Annotated in this window: 15 protein-coding genes; 3 read left to right on the forward strand and 12 right to left on the reverse strand. The window is 68.5% G+C overall.

Annotated elements, in window-relative coordinates; genetic code table 11:
• Positions 1–72 precede the first annotated feature (72 nt).
• Complete coding sequence (locus tag BM009_RS20235; protein WP_093298948.1) at positions 73–1,188, forward strand: NADH:flavin oxidoreductase; 1,116 nt, start codon at positions 73–75, stop codon at positions 1,186–1,188.
• Between the two features lie 133 nt (positions 1,189–1,321).
• Here BM009_RS20235 and BM009_RS20240 read toward each other — a convergent pair whose 3' ends face one another.
• From BM009_RS20240 to BM009_RS20260, 5 genes are all read right to left on the reverse strand, one after another.
• Positions 1,322–2,422, reverse strand: a complete 1,101-nt coding sequence (locus tag BM009_RS20240; protein WP_093298949.1) for a glycosyltransferase — start codon at positions 2,420–2,422, stop codon at positions 1,322–1,324.
• A complete protein-coding gene (leuB, locus tag BM009_RS20245; RefSeq protein WP_093298952.1) occupies positions 2,419–3,471 on the reverse strand; it encodes a 3-isopropylmalate dehydrogenase in 1,053 nt (350 codons plus the stop codon). The genes BM009_RS20240 and leuB overlap by 4 nt, the downstream gene beginning before the upstream one ends.
• 58 nt (positions 3,472–3,529) lie before the next feature.
• Positions 3,530–4,261 (reverse strand): DNA repair protein RecO, encoded by a 732-nt coding sequence (gene recO, locus BM009_RS20250; protein WP_093298955.1) that lies wholly within the window; start codon positions 4,259–4,261, stop codon positions 3,530–3,532.
• Between the two features lie 72 nt (positions 4,262–4,333).
• The gene (locus BM009_RS20255) at positions 4,334–5,383 is read right to left on the reverse strand and encodes an NAD(P)-dependent alcohol dehydrogenase (protein ID WP_093298957.1); all 1,050 of its coding nucleotides are present in this window, start codon (positions 5,381–5,383) and stop codon (positions 4,334–4,336) included.
• Positions 5,384–5,420: 37 nt separating this feature from the next.
• Complete coding sequence (locus tag BM009_RS20260) at positions 5,421–5,825, reverse strand: (R)-mandelonitrile lyase (RefSeq protein ID WP_093298960.1); 405 nt, start codon at positions 5,823–5,825, stop codon at positions 5,421–5,423.
• Between the two features lie 104 nt (positions 5,826–5,929).
• On the opposite strand from BM009_RS20260, the gene BM009_RS20265 reads away from it, so the two are divergent.
• Together BM009_RS20265 and BM009_RS20270 are read left to right on the forward strand one after the other, a co-directional pair.
• Entirely contained in the window at positions 5,930–6,823 is an 894-nt protein-coding gene (locus BM009_RS20265; protein ID WP_093298963.1) for a LysR family transcriptional regulator, read from the forward strand.
• A 66-nt stretch (positions 6,824–6,889) separates the two neighbouring features.
• Positions 6,890–7,372: a cupin domain-containing protein gene (locus BM009_RS20270; RefSeq protein ID WP_175488144.1), complete on the forward strand. Its 483-nt coding sequence runs from the start codon at positions 6,890–6,892 to the stop codon at positions 7,370–7,372.
• Positions 7,373–7,382: 10 nt separating this feature from the next.
• Here BM009_RS20270 and BM009_RS20275 read toward each other — a convergent pair whose 3' ends face one another.
• The 7 genes from BM009_RS20275 to BM009_RS20305 all read right to left on the reverse strand — a co-directional run bounded on the left by BM009_RS20275 (position 7,383) and on the right by BM009_RS20305 (position 14,364).
• Entirely contained in the window at positions 7,383–8,303 is a 921-nt protein-coding gene (locus BM009_RS20275) for a Vgb family protein (RefSeq protein WP_254772395.1), read from the reverse strand.
• Between the two features lie 18 nt (positions 8,304–8,321).
• On the reverse strand, positions 8,322–9,206 hold the full coding sequence (locus tag BM009_RS20280; RefSeq protein ID WP_093298968.1) for a sterol desaturase family protein: 885 nt from the start codon (positions 9,204–9,206) through the stop codon (positions 8,322–8,324).
• Between the two features lie 173 nt (positions 9,207–9,379).
• Positions 9,380–9,712: a UrcA family protein gene (locus BM009_RS20285; RefSeq protein WP_093298971.1), complete on the reverse strand. Its 333-nt coding sequence runs from the start codon at positions 9,710–9,712 to the stop codon at positions 9,380–9,382.
• Positions 9,713–9,918: 206 nt separating this feature from the next.
• Positions 9,919–10,254, reverse strand: coding sequence for a hypothetical protein (locus BM009_RS20290; RefSeq protein WP_093298973.1), 336 nt, complete (start codon positions 10,252–10,254; stop codon positions 9,919–9,921).
• Between the two features lie 99 nt (positions 10,255–10,353).
• Positions 10,354–11,898 (reverse strand): tetratricopeptide repeat-containing sulfotransferase family protein, encoded by a 1,545-nt coding sequence (locus BM009_RS20295; protein ID WP_093298976.1) that lies wholly within the window; start codon positions 11,896–11,898, stop codon positions 10,354–10,356.
• On the reverse strand, positions 11,895–12,812 hold the full coding sequence (locus BM009_RS20300; RefSeq protein ID WP_093298980.1) for a response regulator transcription factor: 918 nt from the start codon (positions 12,810–12,812) through the stop codon (positions 11,895–11,897). Before BM009_RS20300 ends, BM009_RS20295 begins: the two co-directional genes overlap by 4 nt.
• Positions 12,802–14,364, reverse strand: a complete 1,563-nt coding sequence (locus BM009_RS20305; protein WP_093298982.1) for an ATP-binding response regulator — start codon at positions 14,362–14,364, stop codon at positions 12,802–12,804. Before BM009_RS20305 ends, BM009_RS20300 begins: the two co-directional genes overlap by 11 nt.
• Positions 14,365–14,424: the final 60 nt, after the last annotated feature.

Below are 14,424 nucleotides of genomic sequence, written 5' to 3' on the forward strand. Positions count from 1 at the left end.
CCTTGCGACCATCTTGAACCGTTTGCGGCAGTCGCTAGCTTGATGTCGGTTTCAAACTGCAACGGAGTCACCATGGCCGCGTCGACCGACACCCTGTTCCGCCCGTTCCGCATCAAGTCACTCGATCTTCCCAATCGGATCGTCATGGCGCCGATGACCCGGACCTTCGCGCCGGAGGGCATTCCCGGTGCGGCCAACGCTGCCTATTATCGCCGCCGCGCCGAGGGTGGCGTGGGCCTGATCCTCTCCGAGGGCACGGTGATTGACCGCCCGGCCTCGCGCAACCATCCGGGGATCCCGTTCTTCCATGGCGACGCGGCGCTGGGCGGCTGGAAGGCGGTGATCGACGAGGTCCATGCCGTCGGCGGCAAGATGGCGCCGCAGATCTGGCACACCGGCTCGACCAAGGCCCAGACCGACTGGGTGCCGTCGGTAGACGTGGAAAGCCCCTCCGGCGTCGTTGCCCCGGGCAAGCCGCGCGGCGTGGCGATGACCGAGCAGGACATCGAGGCGACGATTGCCGCCTTCGCCAAGGCCGCGGCCGACGCCAAGCGGCTCGGCTTCGACACGGTCGAGCTCCACGGCGCGCATGGCTATCTGATCGACCAGTTCTTCTGGGCGGGCACCAACACCCGCGAGGACGGCTATGGCGGCGCGACCCTGCCCGAACGCTCGCGCTTTGCGGTCGAGGTGGTCAAGGAGGTGCGCGCGGCGGTGGGCCCGGACTTCCCGGTGATCCTGCGCCTCAGCCAGTGGAAGCAGCAGGATTACAGCGCCCGCCTCGCCACCACGCCCGACGAAATGGCCGCCTGGCTCCAGCCGCTGGTCGATGCCGGCGCGGACGTGCTGCACTGCTCGCAGCGCCGCTTCTGGGAACCGGAATTCCCGGAGGTCGACGGCGAGAACGGCCTGAACTTCGCCGGCTGGGCGAAGAAGCTCACCGGCGCGGCGACCATCAGCGTCGGCTCGGTCGGCCTCTCGGGCGAGTTCATCGCGGCGTTCGGCGGCGAAACCTCCGAGCACAGCGACCTGAACAAGCTGGTCGAGCGGATGGAGCGTGACGAGTTCGACCTGATCGCCGTCGGCCGCGCGCTGATCAGCAATCCGGACTGGGCGAAGAAGGTCCAGGCGGGTGCGGGCGAGGCGCTGAAGGGCTTCAGCCCGGCGGCGCTGGCGGAGCTGGTGTGAGCTGACATCTACCTAGCCCCTCCTCCATGGAGGAGGGGTTGGGGTGGAGGGATTCCAGAACATTGGTTGGTCTCGGTGAGACACTCCCCACCCCGACCCCTCCCCTGAAGGGGAGCGGCTATTTACTAGTCGTCTAGTACCGCCCCCAAACGAACCGAGACGACAGCGCGAAATTCCACACTGCCGCCACCGCGATCCCCGCCAGCGCGGAGAGCCGCCAGTCGCCATGCTGGACATTGTGGAGGAACGCCGCGAGCCCGACATTGGCCGCCGCGCCCACCGCGCAGACCAGGCAAAAGCTCACCCAGCCCTTCAGCAGCGCCGCGCCCTTCAGCCGCCGCTCGCGATAGGTCAGCGCATTGTTGAGCAGATAGTTGAACGTCATCGCCACGATCGTCGCGACGATGGTGCCGGTCACGAAGGGCAGCCCTGCGATGCGGAACAGCAGGAACAGCACCGCCAGGTGCACTGCCGCGCCCACCGCGCCGATCGCCGAGAACATCGCGAAGCGCACCGGCACGACCTTGCCGAACATCCGATCGTAGAGCGCGATCAGATATTCCATCGCGACGACGTAATCGAGCTTGCTCTCGCCCTCGGTGCGGACGCGGAAGGTGTAGGGCAGTTCGCGGAAGCGCAGCGGCTTCGGACTCGCGGTCATGATGTCGAGCAGGATCTTGAAGCCGATGCCGGACAGCACCGGCACCAGCCCGCGCGCGATCTCGCTGCGGATCATGAAGAAGCCGCTCATCGGATCGGTGAGATCCGCCTTGAGCACCTTGCGCGACAGCCTGGTCGCGAAGGCGGACTTCGCCACACGCTCGCTGTCCCATTCGCCGGTGCAGCCACCCTCGCAGAAGCGCGATCCGATCACCACGTCGAGCGCGGCATCGGCCTGTAGCGCGTCGAGCATCTTGGGCAGCAGCGTCTCGTCATGCTGCAGATCGCCGTCGATCACCGCGACGCAGGGCGCCGCGGTGGCGCACATGCCTTCGATGCACGCGGAGGATAGCCCGCGCCGCCCGATCCGCTGGATCACGCGCACGCGCGGATCCTCTCGGCCGATGGCGCGGGCAGCGTCGGCGGTCCCGTCTGGGCTGTCGTCGTCGACGAAGATCGCTTCCCAGGCGCGGCCGGCAAGGGCCGCGTCCAGCTTGGCGATCAGGAGGGGAACATTGGCGCGTTCGTTAAAGGTGGGGATAACGACCGCAAGTTCGAGCAGGGTTTCGCTCACTGAAGCTCCAGCAGCACCGCGTCCCCCATCGCGGACGTTGAAAGATTGCCCCCGAGATCGGCCGTCCGCGCGCCCTTGGCGAGCGCTGCGGCAACCGCTTTTTCTATGCGTTGCGCCGAGGCTTCGTCGCTCAGCGAGTGCCGCAGCAGCATGGCTGCGGAAAGGATGGCGGCGCAAGGATTGGCCTTGCCCTGCCCGGCAATGTCCGGCGCGCTGCCGTGGATCGGCTCATACATGCCGTTCGCGCCCGACCAGGCGGCGAGCGAGGCCGAGGGCAGCATGCCGATCGAGCCGGCGCACATGCTCGCCTGGTCCGAAAGGATGTCGCCGAACAGATTGCCGGTGACGATCACGTCGAACGTCGCCGGCGCGCGCACCAGCTGCATCGCGGCATTGTCGACATACATATGGGTCAGCTCGACCTCGGGATAGTCCGCCGCCATCGCGGTGACGACGTCGCGCCACAGCTGCGAGGTTTCGAGCACGTTCGCCTTGTCGACCGAGCAGAGCTTCCTGCGGCGGCGCTTGGCCATTTCGAAGCCGACGCGAGCGATGCGCGTCACTTCCTGCTCGTTATAGCTCATCACGTCATAGCCCTGACGCAGGCCCTCAGCGGTGGTGCGAAGCCCCTTCTCGCCGAAATAGACGTCGCCGATCAGCTCGCGGACGATGACGATGTCCAAGCCGTTCACCACCTCAGGCTTGAGCGGCGAGGCGTCGCCCAGCGCCGGGAACAGCGTGGCGGGACGGAGATTGGCGAACAGGCCCAGCGCCTGACGGATGCCGAGCAGCGCCGCTTCGGGGCGCAGGTGCCGCTCCAGCTTCTCGAAGCGCGGATCGCCGATCGCACCGAACAGCACCGCGTCGGCGCGCTTGGCGAGCGCCAGCGTGGCGTCGGGCAGCGGATGACCCGAGGCGAGATAGCCCGCGCCGCCGACCGGCGCTTCCTCGAAGCTGAGGCCGAGATCCAGCGCCTCGAGCACGCGGCGCGCCTCGCGCGTCACCTCGGGGCCAATCCCGTCACCCGGCAGTACAGCAATCAACGGCATTCCGATCCCCACGCTGGCAGCATGTCCTGGGAGTGGCGCTTAGCCGCCCTGCGGCCCTTCATGCAACTGCCCGCAACAACCGGTCCACCAGCCGGGCGCGCGCCGCCATCAGATCGGCGCCGCGGCCGATCAGCAGGTCGCGCGCGAGGAAGTGGCCGGTCAGGCGCAGGCCCGCAAGAATGTCCTCCCAGTCCGCCGCACCGCCCTGGGTGAGGAAATCCGGCAGCGCGAGCAGGCGATTCTCATAGCCGAGCGCCCCTGCCCGGCTCACCGCGATGCCGCTCTTGGGGCTGACATAGGCAAGGTCGTCGCTTGCTCCGGTCGCCGCACAGCGTTCCAGATCGAGACCGAAGCCGAGTTCGGCAAGCAGCAGCAGTTCGTAGCGCACCAGCGCCACCGCCCAGCCGCGCGCCGCGGGGGCGGCCTCGATCGCGTCGAGCACGCCGCCCAGCGCGCCATGGAGCCGGGGATAGGGCAGGCCTTCGGGCAGCGTCGCGGCAGTAAGCGCGGTGACCCAGGCGAGCGCGGCGGCGGGCAGCGGCTCGCCGAACATCGGTGCGCGGCTGTGGAGCAGCTCGACCGTGAGCCCGGCCAGCTGCTCCTCGGTCCGCGCGCGCCATTCGCCCTGAATGAGGTTCGCCGGTTGCAGCACCGGCCGCAGCGCCCGCGATCGGCCGCCGCGGACATAGCCGGGCTGGACGCCGTCGCTCTCGGTGAGCGCCCGCACGATCGCACCATGTTCGCCGTGTGCGCGAACGCTGAGCAGAATGGCTTCGGCGCGGAGATGCATCGCCGCGATGTAGGGTGCGCGCGGCGGAAAGGGAAATGCGGGGGTGGCGCGATCCGCCGCCCCCGCGGGGCTTCAGCCCATCGACGCGATGTCGATGACGAAGCGGTACTTCACGTCGCTCTTGAGCATCCGCGCATAGGCGGCCTCGATCTCGTCGGCGCGGATCATCTCGATGTCGGCGACGATGCCGTGCTCGGCGCAGAAGTCGAGCATCTCCTGCGTCTCGGCGATGCCGCCGATCAGCGAGCCGGCGATCGACCGGCGCTTGAAGATCAGCGCCGCGACATTGGGCGAGGGATGGGCATGCTCCGGCACGCCCACCAGCGTCAGCGTACCATCGCGCTTGAGCAGCGTGGTGAAGGCGTCCAGATCATGGCTGGCGGCCACGGTGTCGAGGATGAAGTCGAAGCTGTTGGCATGCGCCGCCATCGCCTCGGCATCGCGCGAGACGACGACTTCGTCCGCGCCCAGCGCCAGCGCATCGGCGCGCTTGCTCTCCGAGGTGGTGAAGGCAACGACGTGCGCGCCCAGCGCGTGCGCGAGCTTCACGCCCATATGGCCGAGCCCGCCGATACCGACGATGCCCACCTTCTTGCCCGGACCGACCTGCCAGTGGCGGAGCGGCGACCAGGTGGTGATGCCCGCGCAGAGCAGCGGCGCGACGGCTGCGAGGTCCTGTTTGCCATGCCCGACCTTGAGCACGAACTTGTCGCTGACGACGATGCGCTGCGAATAGCCGCCCAGCGTGTGCCCGGGCGCGTCCGGCGTCGGGCCGTTATAGGTGCCGACGAAACCGTTCTCGCAATATTGCTCCAGCCCCTCGTCGCACGAGGCGCAATGCTGGCAGCTGTCGACCATGCAGCCGACGCCGACGACATCGCCGACCTGGAACTTGGAGACATGCCCGCCGACCGCGCTTACCCGGCCGACGATCTCATGGCCCGGCACGCACGGGTATAGCGTGCCGTCCCATTCGGAGCGGACCTGGTGCAGGTCGGAGTGGCAGACGCCGCAATAGAGGATGTCGATCTGCACGTCGTGTTCGCCGGGGGCACGGCGTTCGATGTCGATCGGCTCGAGCGGCTTGTCGGCGGCATAGGCGCCATAGGCTTTGGTGGCCATGGGATGTGTTCTCCAGAGTCTTGGGGTTCGAACGGGTTCAGCGCGGGCCGGCGCGATAGGTTGGCTCGTCCACCGGCTCCATCCACTCGACCATCTTGCCGTCCAGCGCTTCCTGGACGGCGATATGGGTCATCGCGGTGGTGGCGCTGGCGCCGTGCCAGTGGCGGTGGCCGGGCGGGCACCAGACGACGTCGCCGGCGCGGATCTCGACAGTGTTCTCGCCTTCGCACTGGGTCCAGCCCACGCCGGAGAGGACGACCAGCGTCTGGCCGAGCGGATGGGTGTGCCACACGGTACGCGCGCCGGGCTCGAAGGTGACGCTCGCCACGCCGTGCCGCGCGGGCGCGGGGGCGGTGTGGAGCGGATCGATGCGGACGCGGCCGGTGAACCATTCGGCCGGGCCGGTCTGCGAAGGCTGGCTGCCGTTGCGCTTGAGTTCCATGCGTGCTCCTGCCGGCGCGACATCGCGCTTGAGGAAAGATATGCCCTCGGCACTTCCCCGATTAGCCGCTGGTATCTGCATGCAGTGCTGAATAGGGTTCAGCAATGAACCGCCAGCAGCTCTCCGAACTGACCGCCTTTCTCGCCGTAGCGCGCCAGAAGAGCTTCACCCGCGCCGCTGCGCAAAGCGGGGTGACGCCCTCGGCACTCAGCCATGCGATGCGCGGGCTGGAGGAGCGGCTGGGCGTGCGATTGCTCCACCGCACCACCCGCAGCGTGAGCCTTACCGAGGCCGGCGAGCGGCTGTTCGCCACCCTCGCGCCGCGGCTCGACGAGATCGAGGCCGAGCTGGCGGCGCTGACCGCGCTGCGCGACAAGCCGGCCGGGCTGGTGCGGATCAGCGCCGACGAGCATTCGCTGCACACGCTGCTCTGGCCGCGGCTGGTGCCGATCTTGCGCGAATTCCCCGATATCCGGGTCGAGATCGACAGCGACTATCGACTGAAAGACATCGTCGCCGAGCGCTTCGACGCGGGCGTGCGCTTCGGCGACATCATCGCCAAGGATATGGTGGCGGTGCCGATCGGCCCCGAGGCGCGGATGCTCGCGGTCGCCGCCCCCGCTTACTTCGATCGCGCCGGCCGCCCGCAGGCGATCGAGGACCTCACCGCCCATGCCTGCATTAACCTGCGCCTGCCCACCTATGGCGGGCTCTATGCCTGGGAGTTCGAGGAGGAGGGCCGTGAGCGCAAGGTGTGGGTCGACGGGCCCCTCACCTTCTCCTCGGTCTTCCCCATCCTGCGCGCGGCGCTGGACGGGTTCGGCGTTGCCTGCCTGCCCGATGCGATGCTGGCGCCGCATGTGGAGAGCGGCGCGCTGGAGACGGTGCTGACCCGCTTCTCGCCACCCTTCGCCGGCTATCATCTCTATTATCCCAGCCGCCGCCAGCCCACCCCGGCCTTAGCGCTGCTGGTCGAGCGGTTGCGCTGGCGGGGCTGATCCGCCTGTGGCAGGTTGACGGGGAAGAGGCCCAAGCGTTCTCAACATCCTACAGGGAGAGATGCCGTGAAGATCCTGCCCAGCGCCCTCGCCGCGGCCGCATTGCTGTTCGCCCTGCCCGCTGCGGCGCAGACCGCCGCCGATCCAACCTCGTTCGCCACCGCCAAGGAGGTGCAGGCGCAGCTCAAGACGATGCTGGCCGAGATGAAGCCGGGCCAGGGCTTCGCCTGGAAGCCGCTGGTACGCGACGGCAGCAACAATGCCGCCATCGAGATCTGGAAGAAGCCGGGCAAACCCGCCGTCCACCCCGACCAGGCCGAATATGCGATCGTGCTGGAAGGCGCGGGCACGCTCGTCTCGGGCGGCACCATGCCCGATCGCGAGATCCGCAACCCCACCCTGGTGGAAGGCAGCCGAATCGACGGTGGCACCACCCGCACGCTCGCGCCGGGCGACGTAATCCTGGTGCCGGCCGGCGTGCCGCACTGGTTCGGCATCACCGGGGAGCGGCTGGTGCTGCTCGGGATCAAGCTGCCCAAGGGGCAGTAATTGGCGCGGGCTAGTTCGCCGCGCTGGCCGAAGCCGCCGGGGCAAGGCTCCACCAGGAGAGCGTGTGGACATCGTGGGCGCTGGTCCACACACCCGTACTGGCGAAGCGCAGCGCACCGCTGCCGCTCGGCTTGCCGAGGCGGCCGAGGATCGCGAGCGTCTTGGGGTCGATGGTAACGAAGGTCTGGTCGGCGGTGGTGCGCAGCCAAACCATGCCGCCGCCGGTATCGATGTCGCCATAGAGCAGGTCGGCACCGACCTTCACGCGGCCGGAGACCTCCACCGTGGCAGGATCGATCCGCGCGAGCGTACCGTCGCCCTGCTCCTGCACCCACACCGCGCCCTCGCCCGCGGCGAGGAAGCCCGGCTGCTTGCCGAGCTTGGTGCGGCCGGTCACCTGGTTTGTGGCCGGGTCGATCCGCTGGAGCGACTGCTGGCCGCTGCTCACCGCCCAGACCGCATCGAACCCGAAGGCGAGGTAGTGCGTGCCCGGATCGACCGCGATTGACGCGACGACGCGGTTGTCCGCCGGATCCACCCGGGCGATCTTGCCGGCATTGTCACTGGCCACCCAGATCGATCCGGCGCCGGCGACCACGTTCAGTTCGCCCTTGGGATTGGCGATGCCGGTGGGGATCGCCGCCAGCAGCTTGGCGGTCTTGAGATCGATGCGGTTGAGCGTGCCCTCCTTGCAATCGGCGACCCAGAGCGAACCCGCCGCGATCGCCATCGCCCCGCACGGATGCGTCATCCCCACCTCGGCGAGCTTGCCCCCGCGTGACCAGCGCTCGACCCGGCCCTTGTTGGTTGCCCAGACGCTGTCGCCGTCCACCGCGAGGAAGTCGGCGAAGCCGGGCACGGTGAGCACCTGCTCCTCGCGCGGCTGCGGGTCGGCATCTGCGGGCGCGGCGGCGAGCAGCATGGCGAGCATCGGCATCCAGGCCATCGCTCAGCCCGCCGCGACGTCGGTGGTGGCGGACGGGCGCTGCTTCAGCCGCGCGAGGATCGGCTGGAACGGGAACAGCCATTGCTCGCGGATCGACAGCCGCCGCCGGTCGTCTTGGCCGACCACCGAGGCCTCGCCTTCCTTGTAGGTGCCGAAGATGCGGTCGAGCAGGATCAGCGAGTTGCCGTAATTACAGCGCGTATCCTCATAGGGCACCGAATGGTGCAGGCTGTGGTGGCGGATCGTGGTGAAGACGAAGCTGTACCAGATCGGTGGATCGGACCGCACATTGGCATGCGCGAAGCCGGACACGACGCCGAGCACGCTCACCCCGCAGAAGATCGCGGTCAGCGGCAGGTCGAACAGCGCGACGACGCTGAGGCTGATCAGGAACAGCTCGATCGGGTTGCCGACATAGCCCTTGGCGGCGTTGAGCTGAGTGAGGTGATGGTGCGGCGCATGCGTCATCCAGAAGGGCGCCGAATTGTGCATCAGCCGGTGCATCCAATACTGGCCGAACTCGATCAGGAAGACCACCAGCGCGACCTGCGCCAGGAACGGCCAGTGCATCAACCAGGGGGTGGCGATGCCGAGCGACTGCTTAAGCGCAAGCAGCGGCGTGTCGGCCAGCGTGCGGGAGACCCAGGAGATCGCCGTCGAGCCGAGCACGACATAGAACAGGTCGGTCCAGAACTCGCGCCAGTTCATCCGCCAGCCGGCGTGCCGCTCGAACAGGAATTCGAGGCCCTGGATGTACAGCGTGATCAGCGCCGACACGACCACGATCGTCCAGGGATTGGCGAGCACGGCCGCGGGGGCGAAGGCCCAGAAGCAGACGACCGCCACCACGGTCGCCGGGGGAATGAGGTTCACGAGCCCTTTGGTCATGCGCTGTCGTCCCGATCGCGAGCGGGGCGATGCCGCCCCGTTTCGATCAGAAGCTAGCCGTGCAAAGGATGCCAGCGCAGGTGGCCGAATGACGTAGCGCGCCCGAAAGCACGCGGCCGCGCGCATCCTTTCGGGACACGCACGGCCGGATAGGACCGTTCAGAAGACAGGTCTTAGCGCAGCGACGCGACCTGCACGCCGCGGCTCTTGTTCGTCTGGGCGACGCGCGTCTCGATCTGGCTGCGGACCTGCTCAGCGACATCGGCGCGGCACAGGCGGGCGCGGGCTTCGAGTTGGGGGTGGATGGTCGCGAGATTCTCGCCGCATACCGCGCGGGCAGCCTGGTCGACGCGGGTGGCGAGGCGCTGCTGGCCGTCGGCGGTGGCGAGATCGAGCCCGGCTAGCGTCAGCGTCGCGCTCGGCTTGCCGAAGCCGGTGTCGGTCGTGCCGGCAAAGGCGGCGGTGCTGATCGAGAGGGCGGCAGCAGCCGCGACGAGCATTTTCATGGCAATCTCCTGCAACCAAGACCGCCTCACCCGGGCGGGTGCCGCGCATCTAGTCACAGGAACAACAAACGGCAAGATGAAAAGCTGCGCCAACGCTACGTAACTTCCGCATCGCTGGATACGGATAGTGTTGCAACGCAGCATTTACGTATTACATATTTATTCGTTCGTCATATTTACCCAGAAAACTCCAAGATTATTACGAATCATCGCGCGCGTACTACCAGCGAGGCGAGCTCGGTCGTATGGCCCATCAGCCCCACCGGCAGGCGGACGCTTTCCCGCTGCTCCACCCGCCCGGCTGCATCGACCACCGCTACGTCGAGCGTGCGGGCGAAGGGCGAGGCGAAGCCGCGCAACGCTGCCACCGGGACCCGGGCTTTCCAGCCGCGCCCGCCACTTGCGGCAACTTCATGGTCGTTGATCGTGATCGTGGCTGTGGCGGAACTGCGTTCTCCGCGGATCAGCAGGCAGTCGCCCGCTGCACAGCGCACCAGCTTCGCGCTCGGACGCGCATCCGCATGCGCCGTTGGCGCGATCACTAGCGCGGCACCTAGAACAAGACGGAAGAAACCGGCCATATGCGCGAGGCTGCCGGAGGCCGCCGCGGCGCACCATGCGCCGTTTGACGTACGTGGCGCTCAGTCGATGGCGATGCCGCGCTCGGCGAAATAGGCGGCGACCGGCGCCAGCACCGCTTCGTGCTTGCGCCAGCGCGCGACCGAGTCGCGATAGATCGGGCGGCGCACCTGGGCCGCGCTCGGCGTGGAGACCGCCCCACCCTGCGCGTGGAAATCGAGGCAGCGATCCGACCAGTCGAGCCCGCAATGGGCTAGCAGGCGGCGTGTCTCGCCTTCCTGGTCAGCGACGATGTCCTCGTAGCGCAGCTCGAGGATGCGCCCGGGGAGCGCCGTGCGCCACAGCGCCATCAGCCGCTCGAATCCGGCCACGTACGCCGCAATATCGAGCAGGTCGTAGCTATAGTCGTAGTAGCGTGAGCTGATCGCGAACAGGTTGCGGAAGTTCGCCAGCACCGTGTCCATCGGGTTGCGACGCAGGCAAACGATGGCGGCGTTCGGCAGCGCCCGCGCGGCGATGCCGGCATAGTGGAAATTGCCCGGGAATTTGTCGACGAAGCGCCGCTCGGGCAGCCGCCGGTGGTGCGCCGCGCGCGCCAGATAGTCGCGGCCGATCGCGCCGAGATCGGCGGTCGCGGCGGCATGCAGCGTCTCGGGATCGAGCACCGTGCGGCTGCGCGTGCCCGAGGCGGCCTTCACTGCCAGCGGCAGCGCCTGGAGTTCGCCGACGCTCTCCACCGCCGGATGCGCCGCGAGAATACGGTCGACCAGCGTGGTGCCGGTGCGCGGCATGCCGATGATCAGGATCGGCGCCTCGGCCGGCGCGTCGGTGACCGGAGCTGCGGCGAAGGCCGGCCAGCTGCCCGCCACCGCGTCGACGATCGCGGCGTCACGGGCCGGCTCATAGCCGAGGGTGGCGCGATGCTCGGCGTTCACCTCCAGCAGACAGGCCAGCGCCGCGTCGGCGCGTCCGATATCCTCCAGCTCCTTGGCGAGCGCATAGCCGGTGAGCAGCCGGTCCGCTCCCCGCGCGCGCTGCTTCGCCGCTTTGAGCCGGGGCACATGGTTGCTATCCTCGCTCTGCTTGCGCAGCCCGGCGAGCAGATGGTGCGCGCGGGCATCGTCCTGGCTGCGGGCGAGCAACGTTCCCAGCACCGCCTCGGCGTCGTCGACGCGCCCGAGAAAGCTCAGCGTCGCCGCATGGTTGTAGAGGAACTGGTCGTTCTCGGGCGCCACCGCCACCGCCACCTCGAAATGCGGCAGCGCCGCCACATGATCGCCGAGCCGGGCATAGACACAGCCGATGGTATCGCGCGACAGCGCGTCCGCAGGCGGGTCCGCCTCCGCCGCCGCAAGCTGCGTGGCCGCATCCCCATCGCGCCGCACCAGCGTGTAGAGCCGCGCCAGCTGCGCGCGATATTCGCCGCGCGGGTCCTGGTCCACCGCCGCTTCGATCTGCCGGATCGCCTCGCCGATCCGCCCCTGCTCCGCCGCGATCACGCCCAGCAGAAAGGCACCCTCTGCAGAGGGAAGCGCCGCCGAGGCGAGTCGCGCCGCCGTATGGAAATCGCCCTGTTCCAGCGCCACCCGCGCCGCCGCCGCGCTCATCCCGCGAGCGTCGCCACGGCGATCGCCGTCGCCGAAGCGCGGTTCTCGACGCCCATTTTCTGGAAGATCTGCTCGAGATGCTTGTTCACCGTGCGCGGGCTGATCTCCAGGATCTCGCTGATCTCGCGATTCTGCTTGCCGCGGCTGAGCCACACCAGCACCTCCGCCTCGCGCGAGGTGAGGCCGTGGCGCTCGGCGAGGATGCGCTCGGCATCGCCCTCGCGCTTCTCAGTAAGGCGGAACAGCCATTCGCGGGCGCTGGTCTGGCGCAGGAAGCTGCACTGGAGCGCGCTGTCGCCGATCTGCAGCGTCGCCTGCGCGCCCGGCGGCACCGCTGGATCCTGCAGCCGTCGCACGACCGCCGCGAGTTCGTCGGGCAGGTCCAGCGCGCGCGGCGACCAGTCGGGGAACAGCCGCTCGATCGTCTCGGCGGCGAGCGGAGTCAGCCAGCCGGTCTGCCCGTCGCCATCGACCGCAAAGGAGGGCCGCCCGGCGGTGTCCAACGCCAGTTGGCTGCTCTGCGCGATCCGGGCATTGGCGAGGTGCACCGAAACGCGCGCCAGCAGCTCGTCGACCACGATCGGCTTGTGGACGTAATCAACCGCCCCGGCATCGAGCCCGCGCACGACATGCTCGCTCTCGGTCAGCCCGGTCATGAAGATCACCGGCACCTGGCGGAAGCGACCGTCCTGCTTGATCCGACGCGTGGTGCTGAACCCGTCGAGCCTCGGCATCACCGCGTCCATCAGGATCAGGTCGGGCGTGCCATGTTCGAGCAGCTCCAGTGCCGCGAGCCCGTCGACCGCGATCAGCACCGTCATGCCTGCCTGCTCCAGCGTCGCCGTGAGGAAGCGGAGCGATTCGGGGGTGTCGTCCACCACCAGGATCGTGGCGCCGGGATCGCTAGGCGACATCGTCGAGCGTCCTTGCCAGCCCGCGCAGGTCGAACGCCTCAAGCTGCGGCCGCAGCCGCGCGACGAGGTCGGCGCTTTCGGGGACCTCCCTCTCCAGAGTCACGAGTGTCGTTTCGATTCCACGGACATGCCCGAGCTTCATAAAGCGGCGCAGCGCATCGAGATAGGGCGCCGCCGACTCGGGCAGTGCCATCGGTGGACGGGGCGGCGCGGCGGCGGCCTCGGCATCCTCGACGATCCAGTCCAGCCCCAGTTGGCGCGCGATCATGTCGAGCAGCGCATCGAGGTCGACCGGCTTGGTGAGGAAGGCGTCGTGCGCGCGGCGGCCGTCGCGGCCGGCGTGGAATTCATGCGCATTGGCCGAGACCATCACGATGCGCAGCCCCGCCCCGAAGCGCGCGCGCAACTGCTCGGCCACGTCCCAGCCGCTGGTGCCCGGCATCTGGATGTCGAGCAGCACGAGATCGGGCGAACAATGTTCGGCGAGCGCCAGCCCCGCCGTGCCGCCACTCGCCTCGAACACGGAAAAGCCCAGCGGGCGCAGCAGATGGTTCACCACCGTGGTCTGCGCCGGGCTGTCGTCGATCACCAGAATCGTCTTCTGCGCCCCCTGATAGCCGGTGACGCGGCGATAGGCGGCGGCACCGGCGGGCGCCTCGATCGGCTCGGGGAGCAGCAGGCGGAGAAGAAAGCTGCTGCCCTTGCCAAGCTCGCTGGTCACCGTCACTTCGCCGCCCAGGATGCGCGCCAGCACGCGGGTGATGGCGAGGCCCAGCCCGATGCCCGGCTGCATCACGGTATCGGGTTCGCGACCACGCTCGAACGGCTCGAAGATCCGCTCCAGATCTTCGGGCGGGATGCCCGGGCCGGTATCGCGGACTTCGATCGCGGCGCTCTGGCTGCGATAGCGCACGGTCAGCGTCGCGCCGCCCGTCTCGGTATATTTGATCGCGTTGGACAGCAGGTTGATCAGGATCTGGCGCAGCCGCTTCTCGTCGGTGCGTACATAGGCGGGCAGCCGGCCCTCGACGACATAGTCGAGCGACAGCCCCTTGGCCGAGGCCTGGACGCGGAACATCTCCACCACCTGGTCGAGCAATGCCGGCAGCCGCACCAGTTCCTGCCGCACCTGCAGCACGCCGCTTTCGACGCGCGAGATGTCGAGAAGGCCCTCGACGAGATTGGTGAGATGCTCGGCAGAGCGGCGGATCACCCCGCCCGCCTCGCGCGGCGGGATCGAGTCGCCACGTTCGAGCAGCTGGGCATAGCCATAGATGGCGTTGAGCGGCGAGCGGATCTCGTGGCTGACCGCGACGAGGTAGCGCGTCTTGGCGGCGTTGGCGGCTTCGGCGGTTTCCTTTGCCTTGGCGAGCGCGGCTTCGGTTTCCCGGTGCGCGGCGATTTCTGCGCAGAGCCGTTCAGTCTGGGCGCGATTCGCGGCCTCGGCGGCGCGGTGGCGGTCACGCGCCTTCAGGAACAGCCGGGCAAAGGTCGCGGCAACGGCCAGCGCCAGCCCCAGGCAGATCGTTCCGAGAATGCGCGCGATCGCCATGGGATCAGCCTCCTAGACCGAAAGACGATGGCGTTCTGCATTCCTCCCCGGAACGGGGCG

The sequence above is a fragment of the Sphingomonas sp. NFR04 genome, from assembly GCF_900114095.1.
Classification (GTDB): Bacteria; Pseudomonadota; Alphaproteobacteria; order Sphingomonadales; family Sphingomonadaceae; genus Sphingomonas.